The following is a 17,449-nucleotide window of genomic DNA, read 5'->3' as shown; positions in this document are numbered from 1 at the left end:
TCATCTTTTTAGTTATGATTAAAGTACACCAAATACCAGTCAGCAAGGTATTGACGATAACGTGGGTACAGGCCCCAATACTTTAACAATCGCAATCCATAGATTGGATTCTTACTATCATAGAATTTTTCACGCAATTTCAGGTACTTGTCAGTAGATTCTAGCAGCTTGATTTTCTCATTAGCTATATGTTCACTATACTCAGCTAAGAATTCTTTCACTGAATCATTAAACTTTTTTGAAGTTTCAAGCCATTGATATTTTTTACTTTTTGACTTGAGTGATTTACTTTCTTTTGAAAAGGCACTTGTAGTATGTTGACGCCAGTTAATCAAGGGTTTGGTATATAAGTATAAGGAATCCGTAAATAATGCTAAGCTCCATACCAACTCGTCATGTGGATACTCTGCCTTCCAAACCGTAGCTGCTGCTTGTCCAAATTCTTTTCTAACACAATAAGTGCACCCAGGTGCTTTAACAAACATATAATTATCATAGAGCTCAATTTTCTTGACCTGATGTCCGGCCGGATATGGTCCTACATCACCCAGCTCATTTTCCAACAATTTCTGATAATTAGAAGCCAGAACATTAATCTGTTGATTAGCTTGCATCACATTTTCCATAATCTTCAGTTTATCACTGTGCCACACGTCATCCTGGTCGCAGAAAAATATCAGCTCACCTTGAGCTTCAAGCATCCCTTTCACAAAATTTTCTCGCCAGCCTAGATTTTTTTGGTTAACTTCAATTCGCCAATTCTTTAAATGATGAGTTCTAATAAATTGATGCACAATTTCAACAGTGTTATCAGTTGAACCATCATCCCGTATCAAGACCTCATCCGCAGGCCGCTCTTGGCTTAAAATTGATTTCAACTGATCCTCAATATATTTTTCGCCATTATAAGAAGATATTACTACTGATAGTTTCATTAACATACTCCTTTTTACTTTTGACATATTCATATCAAGTCATAGCTAATATTATTTTCTATTCTAAATTGAAAAATTCAATCGTTATCCATTATACTAGACTTATTCTCTACAAAACAAAACAAGTATAATATTAATGAGGTGTTACTCAGTGACGGTTGCTATTTTAATGTCAACATATAATGGTGCAAAGTATTTGGAAGAGCAAATCCAATCGATCATTAACCAATCTTATCCCGATTGGCACTTATATATTCGGGACGATGGGTCTACAGATGACACCCCTAAAATCATTAATAAATATGCTGAAAAAGATACAAGGATAACATTCTTTAATCAAGATAACATTAAGAATATTGGTATTAATAGGTCTTTTTTACAATTACTAAGTGAAACTTCGGCTGATTTATATATGTTCAGCGATCAGGATGATGTTTGGCAAAAAAATAAAGTATCACTTTCCGTTAAAGCAATGAAGGAAAAGAATAATGCCAATCAACCGGCATGTGTTTTCACCGAACTTCAAGTAGTGGACAAAGAACTTATCCCCCTTAGATTGATGAATAACGGCAATATCTGGTTCGACTTTCCTCATTTCTTATTTGGAAATTGTGTTACTGGCTGTACGATGATGATTAACCAGCAGCTAAAAACTAAACTTAAATTAGATTTAACTAATATTGATAAGATTTATCTTCATGATTGGTGGATTGCCTTAATAACTTCTGCAATCGGCAAGCTCATTTATATCAAAGAACCTACCATCCTGTATCGTCAACATGGTGATAATGTCGAGGGAAGTAAGAAAAATAACCTCTTCACTCTCTCCTCCCGCGCGCTTCACTTGCAAAGTGAAGAAAAAGCTATGTTAAAAATGTTTTTAATGGATCAAGAATTCCAAAAATTGTTTGCTAAGCAGGTAACTGGAGTTAACAAACAGTACCTCGATGGTTATGTTAAACTCCTTGGCAACTGTTCCTTTATAAATCGATTGAAATTAATAATAACGCTACCACCAAAAAGGCTCCATTTAAAAGGTAGGTTATTATTTAGTTACATGATTCTGTGCAAGTACCGGGGTTTTAGTCATTTACAGCTCAACCACATGTAAATTAAAAGTAATATTGACTTTCTGTAATTGAATCTCCACCTGCGTTCTATCTATTCAGCAACTGAAGAAAGGTAATTTATGAAAAAAAGATACCTATATATTGATTTACTCAATTGTTTTGCCATTTTTAGCGTCCTAATGCTTCACTCATCGCAATTATCATTCAGCGGGGATCCTAGTTCAACACGTACTATTGTTTGCAAGGTTATTCAAGCCATCTTTATTCCTGCGGTATACATTTTCTTTATGAATTCGGGTGCCATGTTAGTTAATTACCGTGAGCGACAAACAACAAGAACATTTATGCTTAGACGAGTCAAAAGAGTACTCGTTCCATTTCTAATCTGGAGCATTATTTATTACTTTTATGATCAAAAGTTTGCGATTGGGCCACTTGAACCAGGCCCGCTTTTGGTCTCTCATCCCAGCATTCAAGATTTCTTGTTAAAGTTAATTACTAACAACATTAATAATATCTTTTGGTTTTTTTATGCAATCATGGCCATTTACCTTGCATTGCCTGTTATTTCTTTAGCCGCCAAAAAGCACAAAAATTACTTATTTTTCTTGGTAATTTTATCTTTCCTATTTAATGATACTTCTAAGTACTTAGGTACCATTTTACACGTCAACTTACAGAATCAATTTTTCAACTTTACATTAATGATATTCCTTCCATATTGTTTGTTAGGCTATTTAATCAAAGAAAGCTACTTCACAAAATTCCAGGAAAATGTTCTTATCATTGTGGGATTACTAACATTGGGAATATCTTGTGTTGAAATCCTTTGGCTAGGAACACGTACATCACTAAATAATACTGCACCAATGTTATATTCTACGGCAATGTATCTCTTGCTTAAAAAACTAGCTGATTGGAGATTTTTGAATAAACCCATTATCCATACTTTTTTATTCAAGGCGTCTAGCTGCAGTCTCAGTATGTATGTATTACATATTATGTTCTATAGAGCGTTCGACTCATTGTTACACATCAATAATACAAGCTATATTCATATTATTATTATGCCAATATTTATCTATTTATTTGGCACATTGTTTATTTACGAAATGCGAAAATTAAAAATGATTCGTACAATTTTGCCGTAATCTACAGACCTATTTTTTAAAAGCTACGGCCCCTATAAGCAGTCTCAAATAGCTACTGAAAGATGATTTAACTTAATTCTAATTCAAGTCTATGGTAAGCAGTCGTTATTGATACGTATTGACAAAAAGGCGTCCAAGGCCGAATCTTTTTGATCTAGTCTTGGACGCCTTCTTGTTTATTCATGACAATTTCTTTGTACTTGTTTTGCCCATGGCAAATAAGCCTCGAGGCCTTCGTCCTCGCGGTTTGGTAGGTGATCAAATAAGTATTTAAAATACTTATAGATATTCAAATGATTTAATTTTGCAGTGGCAGTTAAGCTGTAGTAAACTGCACTGGCTTGTGCACCATCAATACTTTTAGCGAATAAACTATTTTTACGAATCAGAGTTGATGGTCTGATTGTTTGTTCCACCGGATTATTGGTCAATGGAATTTGTCCATTTTCAAAGATTCGATATACTCGCTTTTTAAGTTTCAAGGCATTATTAATGGCTGCTTTTAATTGACCCTGGGGAAAGTTAATTTCTTCCAGATAATCATACAGTTGGTCTACTAAAGGCTTAACCAACAACTTTCGTTGTTGAAGCTTTTCAATTTGATTATGATACTTTAACCGATTTTCGTAATAAAAAATCGGACGCATCAATTTTAGCACTTGATAAGCCTTGGAATGCTTCAACTGCTCCTTTTTCAGTAGCCGTGTTATTCGGTAAAACTCACGACGAATGTGAACCAGGCATGAACCAAACTTTGCCCTAGGATATAGTCGATTACTATAACCACCATAGCCGTCGCACATAATAACTCCATTGTAATTGTGCCCCATAAGCTTACCGATTATTTTACCCGAACGAGTATTAAAATAATGAAACAACGCAATTTGATGCTTACTAAACTCTTCGGTAGTTCTAGTTACCCAGAAGTAGCTGGTTTCATTACGCTCATCGATTACTTTAAACGGTGTTTCATCCATATGAATAACCGCCTCTTGCTTAGTTAGATTAAGTAGCCGTTGATATAGGGGCTCTAAATAAGTTTGACTTACTTTGATAATATTAGTTGCTAATTGGCGCCCTTTGACTGGCAAACCTAAGGCTTGCCAGAGCTTAATTTGGCGATGAAATGGTAACGCCAAGTTAAACTTATATTCCGCCACTTTCGCTAAAATTGAGCTGGAAAAATAACTATGCGGTAAGAGACTCTGTGGCATCTTACTACTAACAATTTTATCGCCACCACGACGGTGGCACGTTTTACAGCGATAACTTTCCTGATAGTAGTTTACACATAAAAGTTCTGCTGGCTTTAGTTTTGGTTCACGACTATACAGATGTTTTCCAATTAGTTTCATTTCTTGATGACAATCTGGACAAAGGTTACTTTCAAGGTGAATAACATGATTAATTTGAGGCAAATTATTCAAAAAAGTAGTCCGTTGACCACTTGCCTTGGGCTTGCGGTGACGCACTACTTTCCTTGGTATTTGTTCAATCACTTCAGTGATTGATACATCGCTGTCTTGTAGCTGATTTAAGATTTGGTCATTAAAAAGTGATTGTTGGCCCTCAGCTACTTTATCAATAACTTCAGTTTTTTTCCCAAACATTTGATTCTGTTGAAGCTTAATAATTGCCATTAATTGGGCAATTTTCTTATTTGCTTCTGCCAACTGTTCTTCTAACTGTTTAATTCTCTTCTCGGCTGAATCAGTCATCGTGCGTCACCTCCTTTGATGTCCTTGATATTATACCAAAGAACCATCATTTTAAAAAGGAGTGATCTAATAAAAACTACCGGGTTTGGCAGGCTTAATTTGCTTTACCGGAAGCGGATTAAGTCCTGCTAATAACCACTTAACTTGTCTGCTGGATAGTTGTTTTGCCTCCTGACTGTACCTGGGCCACTTAAGTCGGCCATTTTCAAAGCGTTTGTACAAAAGGATAAATCCTTCACCATCCCAAAATAATCCTTTGAACCGATCATTTCTACTTCCACAGAAAAGAAATAAAGAATTATTGTATAGCTCAAGTCCATAGTTCTCAGCGATAACCATTGCTAAACCATCAATGCCTTTTCTTAAATCCGTTTTACCGCATACCAGATAGACATAATCCGGGACCGTCCAATCAATGAGCATAACGAACAATCACCTTAGCTATTTCACTTACCAAATTAGGATTAGCTCCGCGGAAAGCAGTTAATCTTATATCATTAACTTCCATTTTTACTGCGGGCCGCGAGGCCATGCGTTTGCTTTTATTAAAGGTATCCTTACTTTTAAAAACTGGGGTAATAATTTCAGATTTTTCTTCCATCAAAAATGCCTCCTACACTGGGATAGTCTCAGTATAGAAGGCACATTGAATAATTCATAGACGTGTTGTTATTGACTGCTTACAGTCTATGTCTGTAACTAAAAAGGTCAACCAACTTATATCAAACTTATGATATAGATTGGTTGACCTTTTCTTAAGTATCTGTAATACCAGTCATTATCTAATGTATAGGATTACTATTTTTATTTTAAATAGACGCTTCGGTTGAAATAAACCTGATAGCAATTATTTGGAAATGCTTGAGAATCCCTAGGAGAAGTCAATTCTGCATACGCAGTTGAGAGTGAGTAGTTATTATTTATATAGTGTACAGGTTCTACCCTAATTTCCTTGGATTTAGATCGCATAATGTAAGAATACCTGGCCCTTAATTGATTGTTTAGCACATCTGATTCCTGAATACCCTTGGCAACACTAAAGAAGCACATGATAGTCATCACAGAAACGGTGCAAAGATATAGACACTTTAGTCCCCTTTGACCTTCTAAATTCTGTGGTACTAGAAGCATCATTCCTGTTAATAGTAAAAGAAAAGAACCTAAATACGTTCTTCCGGCATCAGTTCCTGAGGGTGAAATAATCATTACCATCGCAGAAGCAACTCCACCAATAATAAAAATCAAGCCATCCCAAAATGAGCTATTTTGTTTCCAAAACATCATAGAAACAACAAGAACAACTACTACCATTGAAATAAATACCAGTGAAAGCGGAAACGTACTTGTAAAGTAATCAATAAACATTGCAATCCCTCGCCGTAACTTGGCGAATGTGCTAAGTTGCGAATAACCCGAAACAGACACCTTTAATCGAATTTGACTACCGGGAGAAAGTAATAAGAAGACAAATCCGCTAATTGCGCTAAGCGTTCCTAATAATGGCGCTAATGGAACTTTATGATTTTGCATATAAGTTTTAGCTAACAGTAACGTGCAAATAAGAATTATCGCACCTGAAGTATTCTCATTCCCCCAGCCTGCTATAAAGCCTAAGCCGATTACCAAAATATAGCTCAAGATCTGATTTGAAATGGGATGATAAATCAGCAAAAGGAATAACAGTTCCATCACTGCCATCGCTAAATAATTACCAACCCCGGCGCGCCAAAGAAATACACTTCCAAATGAAGGCGTAAATAGAAATACCATTACAGTAATAGCAATAATCCGAGGAGAACAAATTACGTTCTTGGTTATCGACCGCGATAAATAAAATAGAATAATTAACAGAGCGATAAACAAGGCCGCTGTACATAAACTAGAGAAACACACCCCTTTAGACAAAATAAATCTTGTAAAGGTTTGTCCAAAGATTCGTCCATTGCTGCCAAGGTAGTCATTAACACCTAAACTAAATAAGGCGCCCCATTTTGCATTTGCAAAATACAAATCATCATTCATGTATGGAGTCTTATAGCTCCAAGCAAACATTATTCCAAATAAGGCGAGGAGGTATGCACTGAGCCCCCCCCACTTGATTTTACCTATCTTTTCACTATTATTACTCCTTTCAAATACTAAGTTATACTAACTTTTCTATTTCCTTTGACTGATTATCGACACTAAATTTCATAATGTTATCATCTAGGTAATTTCTATTTTTCTTACTCTTTAACGCTTCTTCTAACGCAACAGTCCATGTCTCACCATTCATATCGTGCATTTTTTTGATACAGCTAGTAGCGAAAACATCGTCAACATTTGTATTAGAAGCTAGAATTGGCAAGTTGCTAACTTGTGCCTCCAAAGCCACTAAAGAAAGACCCTCGTACATACTTGGAAAAAGTAGTGCATCCATTGCAGAATACCATCTGTTAACGTCAGCAGCAAAATCATATTGAATCACGCTATCCTGTAATTCCAATTCTTTAATTTTCTCACTAACTTGCCCTTTTAACGGTCCCTTGCCAAGCATTAGAAACTTGCTATTTGGATTATCCTTATGGTAAGTTGCAAATACTTCTAAGGCAAATATTGGATTTTTTCGTTGCTGAAGGACTCCCACAAAGCCAACCAATTGGGTGTCTTTCGAGATCCCCAGTTGCTCGCGAATGCTGTCTCTATTCGTTGCAGAAAAAGCAAATTTAGGAATATCAATACCATTAATACTTATGATAACATCCTTAGTTTCACCAAACATCCACATAGCCGCTTCTTTTGAGGTAGCAATCTTAGCATCCGCATACTTTTGAAAAATCTTTCTTCCGTGGTTATTGATTGTTGTCAAAATCTTCATCAAAATTTTACTGGAAAATTCATGACTAAAATACGAGTTATGGGAATGGCATATAATTTTTTTTACCTTACCGTACCGTCGAGCATAAACCACCGGAAGATAGTTCCAAGAAGAAGAATAGTTAAAATAGACAGCATCATATGAATGTTCTTTAAAGAACTCTTTCCACCATCGCCAGTGGTTAATAGGTTTTTTAGTAACCGGGACGACCCTATAAAGTTTCCATCCCAATTTCTTACATTTTTTGTCTGTTAATTTCTCGGGATCACTACCATAGCCAACTGCTGATATTTCATACTTACTAGTCGGAAAGCGGCCAAATACGTTGAAAACAACCTGAGTTAATCCGCTACCACTAATAAAATCTCCAATAACTAAAATCCTCTTTTTCATTTTTTCCCCTTTAACTTAATTGAAGCTAATATTCATGCCCTCATTCAAAGAAACTACTAAGTAATGCTTACAAAGCTAATAGTTTGCATTAATATTTAACAGGAAGATCAGTTTCAGCACTCTTTTTGATTATTCTACCAACCTATCGATAACAGTAGCAATTAATTAACTAGTTGTGCTATTAACAAATCGCATTTGAGAAGTTAAGGATTTTTAAGAAAACTCCAAGCAGTCCATAATTCAATTAACTGCCTTCCTCTTGAAAGAAGCAAAAATGTCACAAAAGCATTAAAAGCAATACAAATTGATAATACTCCAATAGAAAATTGTTTAAACGTCTGCGTACAATATTCACACAATAGGTATACAGATAAAAGTATAAAAATAAAAGTTAGAAAAGTACAAGTCCTACTTGCCGAAACGTAAATCGTTGGGGTAAATCCCATCATTAAACGAGATAATAATCCTCCAAATAACAAGCTAAATATAACCACTTTTTCTTGAGCCTGTTTCAAATTTCTATTCAACCAAATAATTGTAATAACTAACCAAATTATACTAATAAAATATTGAAAAATAGCTGCTTTCAAAAAGTAGCAAAAATTGGTCAGAAAACCGGTTTGATTCATCACAAAAAATGAAGCTCCACGATTAACCATCGACGACAAAAAACGGCAACCATTACTAAATACTAAAATTGCAAAGGGGATGAGTCCAAGAAGTAAATCACCTTTTTCCTTCTTCAAACTCAATGTAACGAAAACCATTGAAATTGCGAAAATCAATATAGGTAAATTCATTCCAAAAAAATAATGCTGAACTGTACTAAGAATTCCCATATCAAGCTTATTGATAACCGATAATTGCCTGAAGCCAGGGAAATAATGATAATCACTGATTGTTCTTAGTTTATTCCCCGGACTAAAAATCATCCAGATTAAATTCAGCGTTATGGCCAGAAACGCTATTCCAGCATTAGAAACTTCTCTTTTTTTCTTAAATTCACATACCACAGCTATACAAACCAGTGGCAAGGCAGTAACTGCTAATTGTTCATTATTAAATGAGTATAACCATAATACAAAAGCAACAATTTTTACTAATGTATTTTTTACTCTAGACTGAACATTTTGACACGTTAAATATAATGCTATAAGAGAGAATGCAATTGGGTAAAAATAAGTCGTTGTTGTTGCAATCCAGCCAGCCGTATACATATAAATAATTGGAAAAGTCAAAATTGCTAACACGACAATCATAAAGTCAACAAACCTGGCATGTGGTGTATTGACAAAATAATTAATGACATATATTGTTAAGCATACCAAAATTCCAGTTACGATACAGAAAACAATTTTCGGAGTGCTTTCAAAGAAAAACATTACGAAATTAACCAATGTTCTTGAGGACCAATTGTAATATTGGTTATAAACAAGATTAAAATCCTTGCCTAGATTAATTCCTCCAGTAAATGTTCTTGTGTTTGCAAGATCGTCTCCGAATAGTGGTGCCTTATACAAAAATGTTGCTATTATACAAAAAACAAACAAATATACTAGTCCAATTGAAAGTCTTTTTCGCATATTATCCTCCCAAGGATTGGCTGTTTCATTAAGAAATACAAAATACTATTTCAGCAATGTTGGTTCCAGGGCAATAAAATGTATAATTATTTTTTACTCAAAATTCTTGTAAATGTTAATTACAATTTATTCTTTACTAAAGAATAGTCTTAATACTACTAAATAGTATCCTCGACACCACAAATTCTTCAAATAAAATCACATACATTCCCATAGGTAAAGAACATATGTGATTTAGTATAAAAAATTTTAGTTGATAATTTTGTAAGCTAAATAATATTTAGAAATCACTATTATTAGCAAAGATAATCATTAGAATTATTCATTCCTAGGTTTCAATTTTCCCAAAGTTTCGTGCCTAATCTGCCGTGCCGCCCAACCACGATTTGTCAACTCATTATTATACTCAACCAAGTACTTTAACTTAGGCTTACGATGATATAGCCAAACATTAAAAAGTCGTTCTGCTAAGAAACCAAATAACCGTTGCTGATAGGTGTCATAAGTAGAAATATCTACTCTTTTTTCTACTTCAAATAAAATTGAAAATACCCAACTAGCATAACTATCAAGTTCTACTTTGCTCGTGTAAAACATATTATAAAACGAAGCCCGTTTCTGACTCATTACATGTTTAAATGCTGGAAGATACTCAGGAGACAATTCAGCTATTACTTTCTGCACTGTCACCATATCATTCTCATGATGAAACCGGGCAAATTGTTCCCAAAGAGTTCCAACACCACACAATTGCGGCTTAGCAACTATCCAATCATACTTTTCAAGCAAATTATCCAATTGCGAAACTGAAATTGGATTAACTTCCCCTTTTACCAAAACGTTAAAAAACAATTGATTAAAAGTAGTATAGTTTGAAAAGTAACGGCGATAGTGTGATAACCCAATTGCTTGATCTTTTCTATTTTGCCACATCCAGTAAAGTCCAGTTAGTTCACAAAATGAAGAATTTTTATTAGAAATATTTTCTCCGTCATTATCTTGCAGGAAATTATCAGGATTGGCGTTCTTATTTGCTCCAACCAGTAAAGGAGTATATCCATCACCAAGTTTTTGATAATCAAAATGCTTATGTGTTATTACATACATTGTCATTTTTCATTCACCTAATTATTACTTTTTTATGCTGGCAAGAGAAACAAAATTTCTGCCAAATAACCCAATTCATTTCCAACAACTGTATACTTGGCTATTGAAAATAGTGATATTTTCACTGTTAGGCTGGTTTACTTTAATTAAGCAGGTATTTCTCACAATATGTTTTAGCAAACCTGTTAAAACCCACTTTTTAAATCATTAAATTCTACTTTTTCTCTTTGACAATATAAATCGGTCGTTTCTTCGTCTGCATATAGATTTTACCGATATAACGGCCTACAATTCCTAGACAGAAGAGCTGGACGCCGCCAATAAAAAGCATGATACAAACCAGCGATGCCCAGCCAAAGGCACTGCCATCCGGTGCCACAAAATGGCGAATAATTACCACGATAATACCGATTACGGCGATAAAAGCAGAGAAACCACCAATCCAAGTGGCAATTGATAGCGGCGCCTCGGAAAAATCGGTAATCCCATCGATGGCATACTTAAACAGTTTCCACATCGACCAGTCCGTCGTCCCGGCCACCCGCTCGACATTCTTGTAGGGTAGGTACTTAGTCTTGAAACCGACCCAGTTGAAAATGCCCTTTGAAAAACGGTTATACTCCTTTAAGGAAAGCACCGCGTCAACCATCTGCCGGGTCATCATTCGATAGTCCCGGGCGCCGGGAACAATCTTGGTATCCGAAATTTTATTGATAACATTATAGAACTGGTTACTGAGGAAGGACTTAAACCTTGCCTCTCCCTTACGGTCCGTCCGCCGCATCCCCACGCAGTCATACTCGCCTGATGAAATTTCCTGATACATCTCAGGCAGGTATTCCGGCGGATCCTGTAAGTCGGCATCCATGACGACCACGTAATCCCCGGTTGTCGCTTCAAGACCAGCATATAGGCCGGCCTCCTTACCGAAGTTTCGGGAGAATGATACATAATGAACTCGTTCTGGATCCTGGTCATGCAGCTTCCGCAACTCTGCCAAGGTCTGGTCAGACGAACCATCATTGACAAACCAGTACTCAGTTTCCACCGGCATTTGCCGAACTACTTTTTCGACTGCCGGATAGAATAATGGAATGGTCTCCTGCTCATTATAGCAGGGAACCACAATCGATAGTTTCGCCACACTAAAACCTCCCCGAAAAACTAAGCATGTCCCGTAATTTTACGCAGGATGAACTTGCCACCCTTCTTAAACCAGTTGGTATGCTCCATGAAGACGTACTTGACTTCAACAGTCGAATATTGTGGATGCTGATCTAGCCAAACGTCGAGTAAGAGTTCACTCAAGAAACCGTAGACCCGCTTTTCGTAAACTGAGTAATCACTAATGTCCGTCTGCGCTTCTACCTCAGATAGTATGTCAAACATCCATGTGCAGTATTCATCTAACGGTTGTTTTTTCATCACGAACATATTAAACATATGCGCCCAAGTCCGCTTCATGACCTTTTCAAAGGAAGGCAAGTAGTCTGGATACTTGTCCGCAATCACCCGCCGCATCACTTCAAAAGGTTCGTGGTGGTGGGCATGCAGGTAATGAGACTCGTTGCTTTCAATAAAGTAACGACGCTTGGGCGGTAAAATAATATCATGGTTGGACAGTAAACTTACTGCCTGTTCCTTGCTAAGTACACTGTCCAAACTCTTGCGGTGGTTCATACTCAAGTAGCGGCGATAGTGAACCAGACCCATTGCATCCACATCCAGGTTCTTCCAGCCCCAGTAAATAGCGGTCAGCTCATTATAGGTCGGGTTTTTAGCGGAGATGTTATCCCCCGTGTTGTCCCCTTGAAAAGTTTGGTTAACGTCCGGGTGAAGCTCCTTGCCGACAAAAACCGGTAAATACAAGTCATCCTTTGGCATCGCGTAGTTCTTATGCGCAGCCACTAATACTTTAACGTCCACAATCGTACTCCTATCTCTATTAGTATGCCCCGTTCGGCAAAATCATTACTTTTACGGTTTCAAACATAATTTTCAGGTCCAGCCAAATCGACCGTTCTTGAATATAGGTTAAGTCCAGTTCCACCATCTCCGCGAAGTCGACGTCGTTCCGGCCGCCAACCTGCCACATCCCAGTGGCCCCCGGCTTGACCATCAGCCGTTGACGATCGTAAGCGGTATACTGTTCGACTTCACTAACCAGCGGTGGTCGGGGCCCGACAATGCTCATCGAACCGCCAATCACGTTGATTAATTGTGGCAGTTCGTCCAGGCTGTACTTACGAATTACTCGTCCAACTTTAGTCACTCGGGGATCGTTCTTCATCTTAAACATGGCCCCGTCAATCTCGTTCTGGGCTTGCAGTTTAGCTAACAATTCATCTGCATTGGTCACCATCGACCGGAACTTAAACATCTTGAATTGCTTGCCGTCCTTGCCGACCCGGATTTGGGAATAAAAGACCGGTCCCTTCGGATCATTGACCTTAATACAGATTGCAATAATCAAAAAAACGGGGCTCAACAAAACTACCGCAATCGTTGAAGCAACAACATCAAATAAGCGCTTCACCGTCCGGTAGCCATACTGGTGATTCAATTTTTGTTCATTAATGTGAATTTTTTTATTCTTCATTATCTTTTTCTCTTCTTAAAGTTAGGTATCCTATTAATAATACCAGTATTCCCACGCTTAGGAAAGACTTTCCTGGTTATCATCTAGCCAGCCTTGAACGGCGTCGAGGTCGAAGCCCTTACGAAACATCGCCTGTTTGAAGCGGCGTTCCCGGTCCATCCCCGTATAACGCCGGTACCGGCGCCAAACTTTCTCCGCCTGAGCAGCCAGCAGGTCGGCCTCCTGGTCCGGATCAGCTTCTGGAGTGACTGCCGCTTTGATCTGGTCATAGACCTCCCCGGAATACCCCTTCATCATTAGCCCCTGCCGGACCTTCTGTTCCCGCCGGAATTCCGGCTGGTTATGGTAACGTTTGAAGAGCTTCCGGGCCAGTTTACTGGCGTTCGCCAGGCGGTCAGCTGGTGGAAATTCCTGCAGAGCGGTCTCAATCTCGTTTTCGCCAACCTTTTTCAAGCGAAGCTGCTGGCGGATGACCCCCGGGCCTTTAAGCGTCGTCGTCATCATTGTCCGGACATAGGACCGGGCGTACTGCTGGTCATCAACCAGGTGCTGGTCCCGGAGCTTCGCCATGATCGGTTCAACGAACTCCGCCGGCGTCTCCAAGTCACGGAGCTTTTTGAGGACCTCACTCTCACTGCGCATTTGGTAGGATAGGTAGTCCAAGATTTTGCCATAGGCCCGCGCCTGCTGGTCAGCGGTCGTGATTGCCGCAACCTGGTCCTTATCCAGCTCCACGCCCCTCATCAGGCGGAACTTGACCAGGACACTCTCTGCCACTGGAAAGGCATAGTGGCCGTCCAAGTACACATTATAGCGGCCCTGCCGCTTCTGTGCTTCGATTTTTGAAATCTTCGCCATTTCTTAAAATTCCCCCTTCACTTTTACCGCGCTCAGCCGTTTATGTAAGTGTAAGCAGTGATCACCACTTACAAAATCAAACCAAAAGGAGTGCTCACCATGAGTAACGAACGTCAATTCAAATCAGCTAAACTGCAAGTAACCCTCGCCGGGGCCAAGCATCCCAAGGGCGCTACCCACATTCTGAATAACGTCAAGCAGGACTTGACCGCCGCACAAGTTGCTTCCGTCACCGCTGCTCTGGAAAGTCTGACCGGCGAACAGTGCACGGGCGCTAACATCGTTACAACCGAACAATTCGCAATCGCACAGTAATCCGAATAATAGAAAGGAAGTCCGCCTACTATGAAGACTCTCAACTTAACTTTCAAGAGCAACCGCGGTAAGAAGCACCTCTTAAAACTTAGCTACGCCAGCGAAAACCTCTCTGCCGAAACAGTCCGGCAGGCAATGGACCAGTTGTCCACCATCAATGCCTTCACCAACAAGGAGGGCGAAAACATTTACGCAACGCCAGTTTCCGCCAAGTACGTCGACACGGTTTCTACCGTTCTCTTTAACGACGAACGGCCGGCGGCATAGCCATCCTTGTGTGTGGGGGGAGCGGGAAAGAACTAGACAAGCTAGTTCTTTCCCGCTCCCTTTTCTTTATGCCAGTGTTCCCGGTCAATCACCTGCCAGAAGTGTTCCCGCTCCTCCAGGACACCCTCGTGCGCTTCCTGGAGGGTGGCGTTGAGGACCGCCCCCAACATAATCACGTAGCCGGAGAGGTCCAGCCAAATCATCATCGCGATGAAAGCCCCAATCGTCTTGTAGGAAACCACGCTGTGCCGGAAGAAGACCGTGTAGTAGGAGAAGAGCCGGGAAAGGCCCATCCACAGGAGCGCCGCCAGGAGGGCCCCCGTCGCCGCGTAGCGTAAGCGGACCTTCGCATTAGGCACGAAGTAGTACAGCAGGGTCAGGGCAATAAAGAGGACCGCCAGGGCAACCGGCCACCGGAGCGAGTTGAAGAGCGAAATGTAGCGCCGGTTAAACTGCAGCAGCGGTTGGATGCTATTGAGCACCTGCTCCCCAAAACCATAGAGTAGGACAATCGCGTAGATCAGGATGATCACGACAATCATCCAGATAAAGGAGACCACCCGGTTAATGACTGGATTTTGGTTGCGGGCCACGTCATAGGTCAGGTTAACCGACCGCTGAAAGGCCGCGATTCCCTGGCTAGTCGACCAGAGGGCAATCAGGGCCCCAGTTGTCAGCAGGCCCCCACTCCCCTGCCGCAGGAAGTCATAAATCAGCGGTTTGATAAAAACATAGACTGAGGACGGGACGGCTGTCTGGAGGTAGCTGAGGACCGTATCGGCGTCCAGGCCGACCATCGGCAGCAGGTTTCCAATCACCAGCACCGCCGGAAAAATCGACAACAGGGTATAGTAAGCTAACATTGCCGCCGAGCTGGAAATCTGGGCCATGGTAAAGTGCCGCATTAACAGCAGGACAAAGTTCTTCAATTTTCCTGGTTCGTTTTTCATGCCGTCCTCCCTTGAATAACATAGGGCTATTATAGCAAAAAGACGACCAAAAGAGCAGGCCGGAATCTAAGCCGGATTAAAAAGACCGTGTAAGAGGAATTTCCCTTGCACGGTCTTCATTTTAAAAACTATTTATTTTTCAACCTTACCCTTCTTTACCGCAATTTGGTAGAAGACGAGGGCAACGATGGCGAAGAAGATTGGCCCCGCCAGTGTCCAGAAGGCGGTCTGGTAATCCTTTTCCGTCAATGGCTGGATAAAGGTAAACAGGATCCCGATAATCAGAATCAGTTCCACAAAGATTACCAAAACATCCGTCCAGAAGCGGTTCTTGAAGGCAACGAACGGCCGGTCAAGGTCCTTCTTGGCCTTAAAGAATGGGAAGGCCCCAATCAGGAAAATGTACGGGAAGGTCGCGGACACGTTGGCCATGTCGGTCAAAATCAGGTAGAACTTCTGGGCAGCCGAGCCACCAAAAGCGACCAGGAAGATGATGACACAAACAACGATGGCTTGCAGCCACATGGCGTTAGCCGGCATATTAGCCTTGTTCAGCTTAGTCAGCTTCTTCGGCCACAGGTTCGGGTTGGAACCGAGGATAAAGGCCTTGATTGGCGAGTAGAGCAGGATAAATAGTGCCCCTAAGAATCCCAGGGTCTGCGCTAAAGCGACGATCCGGGTCATAACAACCCCGCAGGTCAACGCGGCGGCGTGGGACCAGCCGAGGGCGTTCCCCAGGGCAATTCCCAGGTAGTTGAAGACGACGTAGGTAACGTTCCCTAGGTTAACGCTGCTCTTCGTCAAGTCCTGCTGGTAGTTGATGGACCAACCGAGCATAAAAATCATCAATACATAGGTCCCAATCGTGAAGATGCTGGCAATAATCAGGCCTTTCGGGAAAGTCTTTTCAGGGTTCTTCATGCTATCCGTAACGGACCCCAGTGACTCCATCCCCCCGTACGCGAAGATCGCGTAGACCACGAAGGAAATAATGGCAATCGGCGTTTGGAACTGTGGGTTTGGTGACGTGATAAAGGTGCTGGCACCATGAATTGGCTGGGCCAGGACCCCCTTCTTAGCAATCAGGACGATCACGCTGACAATCACGAAGATGATGTTAACGGCAATGGTGAAAATCCCACCAAGTGAGCCAACTTTGGCAATCGAGTTGATCCCCCGGGAACTCAGGTAGGTGATGAAAAGGATCATCAAGATTCCCAGTACCCCGATGAATTGGGTGGAATCAAGGCCAAAGGCGTGCCACTGCTGGGTGGTGTCCTTGCCAAAAATCAACGCGGACAGGGTGATCCAAATCCGGGAAGCGGTCGAAACCATCCAGACAATCCAGGATGCCAGCCACACGAAGGTCCCAACAAAGGCAACCCGTTCACCAACGGAACCGGCCAACCAGGAGTAAATACCCCCCTTAGCTTCTTTGAAGGTGGAACCATATTCCGCCATCATCAAGCCGCACGGGAAGAAGAAACAGATCCCAGCCAGTGCGTACCAGATAATACTACCGTAGCCCATTTGCAGATAAGCGTTCGAAACATTCCCAAAACCAAAGATTGCGGTAATGATCATCGTTACCAGGCCAAAGGTAGTAATGACTTTTTTATTACTACTTTGCTCTTCCAATTCTAATG

Annotated in this window: 18 protein-coding genes; 4 read left to right on the top strand and 14 right to left on the bottom strand. The window is 40.4% G+C overall.

The window, feature by feature from the left end:
- Positions 1-8: 8 nt before the first annotated feature.
- Complete coding sequence (locus N4599_RS09030) at positions 9-935, bottom strand: glycosyltransferase (RefSeq protein WP_260899213.1); 927 nt, start codon at positions 933-935, stop codon at positions 9-11.
- 151 nt (positions 936-1,086) lie between these two features.
- Here N4599_RS09030 and N4599_RS09025 point away from each other — a divergent pair, with 151 nt between their 5' ends.
- Positions 1,087-2,046, top strand: coding sequence for a glycosyltransferase family 2 protein (locus tag N4599_RS09025; protein WP_260899212.1), 960 nt, complete (start codon positions 1,087-1,089; stop codon positions 2,044-2,046).
- 78 nt (positions 2,047-2,124) lie between these two features.
- Positions 2,125-3,156, top strand: coding sequence for an acyltransferase (locus N4599_RS09020; RefSeq protein ID WP_260899210.1), 1,032 nt, complete (start codon positions 2,125-2,127; stop codon positions 3,154-3,156).
- 176 nt (positions 3,157-3,332) lie between these two features.
- Here the strand turns inward: N4599_RS09020 and tnpC are convergent, their stop codons facing one another.
- The 11 genes from tnpC to recX all read right to left on the bottom strand — a co-directional run bounded on the left by tnpC (position 3,333) and on the right by recX (position 14,271).
- Entirely contained in the window at positions 3,333-4,874 is a 1,542-nt protein-coding gene (gene tnpC / locus N4599_RS09015; RefSeq protein WP_260898843.1) for an IS66 family transposase, read from the bottom strand.
- Positions 4,875-4,940: 66 nt separating this feature from the next.
- Entirely contained in the window at positions 4,941-5,297 is a 357-nt protein-coding gene (gene tnpB / locus N4599_RS09010; RefSeq protein ID WP_260898845.1) for an IS66 family insertion sequence element accessory protein TnpB, read from the bottom strand.
- Positions 5,287-5,475 carry a hypothetical protein gene (locus N4599_RS09005; RefSeq protein WP_260898847.1) on the bottom strand — a complete coding sequence of 63 codons (189 nt, stop codon included), beginning with the start codon at positions 5,473-5,475 and terminating at the stop codon, positions 5,287-5,289. The genes tnpB and N4599_RS09005 overlap by 11 nt, the downstream gene beginning before the upstream one ends.
- Before the next feature lie 203 nt (positions 5,476-5,678).
- A complete protein-coding gene (locus N4599_RS09000) occupies positions 5,679-6,926 on the bottom strand; it encodes a DUF6056 family protein (RefSeq protein WP_260899208.1) in 1,248 nt (415 codons plus the stop codon).
- 91 nt (positions 6,927-7,017) lie between these two features.
- Positions 7,018-8,124 (bottom strand): glycosyltransferase, encoded by a 1,107-nt coding sequence (locus tag N4599_RS08995; protein WP_260899206.1) that lies wholly within the window; start codon positions 8,122-8,124, stop codon positions 7,018-7,020.
- A 203-nt stretch (positions 8,125-8,327) separates the two neighbouring features.
- Positions 8,328-9,707 carry a DUF6056 family protein gene (locus N4599_RS08990; protein ID WP_260899204.1) on the bottom strand — a complete coding sequence of 460 codons (1,380 nt, stop codon included), beginning with the start codon at positions 9,705-9,707 and terminating at the stop codon, positions 8,328-8,330.
- A gap of 318 nt (positions 9,708-10,025) precedes the next feature.
- Positions 10,026-10,820 (bottom strand): DUF4422 domain-containing protein, encoded by a 795-nt coding sequence (locus N4599_RS08985; protein ID WP_260899202.1) that lies wholly within the window; start codon positions 10,818-10,820, stop codon positions 10,026-10,028.
- A 208-nt stretch (positions 10,821-11,028) separates the two neighbouring features.
- Positions 11,029-11,958, bottom strand: coding sequence for a glycosyltransferase family 2 protein (locus tag N4599_RS08980; protein WP_260899200.1), 930 nt, complete (start codon positions 11,956-11,958; stop codon positions 11,029-11,031).
- 20 nt (positions 11,959-11,978) lie between these two features.
- Positions 11,979-12,740 carry a DUF4422 domain-containing protein gene (locus N4599_RS08975; RefSeq protein WP_260899198.1) on the bottom strand — a complete coding sequence of 254 codons (762 nt, stop codon included), beginning with the start codon at positions 12,738-12,740 and terminating at the stop codon, positions 11,979-11,981.
- 19 nt (positions 12,741-12,759) lie between these two features.
- Complete coding sequence (locus N4599_RS08970; protein WP_260899196.1) at positions 12,760-13,413, bottom strand: sugar transferase; 654 nt, start codon at positions 13,411-13,413, stop codon at positions 12,760-12,762.
- A gap of 57 nt (positions 13,414-13,470) precedes the next feature.
- The gene (gene recX, locus N4599_RS08965; protein ID WP_260899194.1) at positions 13,471-14,271 is read right to left on the bottom strand and encodes a recombination regulator RecX; all 801 of its coding nucleotides are present in this window, start codon (positions 14,269-14,271) and stop codon (positions 13,471-13,473) included.
- Between the two features lie 99 nt (positions 14,272-14,370).
- On the opposite strand from recX, the gene N4599_RS08960 reads away from it, so the two are divergent.
- Together N4599_RS08960 and N4599_RS08955 are read left to right on the top strand one after the other, a co-directional pair.
- Positions 14,371-14,586: a DUF1659 domain-containing protein gene (locus N4599_RS08960; RefSeq protein ID WP_003713118.1), complete on the top strand. Its 216-nt coding sequence runs from the start codon at positions 14,371-14,373 to the stop codon at positions 14,584-14,586.
- A gap of 30 nt (positions 14,587-14,616) precedes the next feature.
- A complete protein-coding gene (locus N4599_RS08955; protein WP_003713183.1) occupies positions 14,617-14,853 on the top strand; it encodes a DUF2922 domain-containing protein in 237 nt (78 codons plus the stop codon).
- Between the two features lie 41 nt (positions 14,854-14,894).
- Here N4599_RS08955 and N4599_RS08950 read toward each other — a convergent pair whose 3' ends face one another.
- Together N4599_RS08950 and yjeM are read right to left on the bottom strand one after the other, a co-directional pair.
- Positions 14,895-15,803, bottom strand: a complete 909-nt coding sequence (locus N4599_RS08950) for a YihY/virulence factor BrkB family protein (RefSeq protein ID WP_003713120.1) — start codon at positions 15,801-15,803, stop codon at positions 14,895-14,897.
- Between the two features lie 132 nt (positions 15,804-15,935).
- Positions 15,936-17,441, bottom strand: coding sequence for a glutamate/gamma-aminobutyrate family transporter YjeM (gene yjeM, locus N4599_RS08945; RefSeq protein WP_003713156.1), 1,506 nt, complete (start codon positions 17,439-17,441; stop codon positions 15,936-15,938).
- Positions 17,442-17,449 lie beyond the last annotated feature (8 nt).

Origin of the sequence: Limosilactobacillus oris, assembly GCF_025311495.1 — a bacterium.
Classification (GTDB): Bacteria; Bacillota; Bacilli; order Lactobacillales; family Lactobacillaceae; genus Limosilactobacillus; species Limosilactobacillus oris_A.
This window is presented reverse-complemented; position numbering and strand designations above follow the sequence as displayed.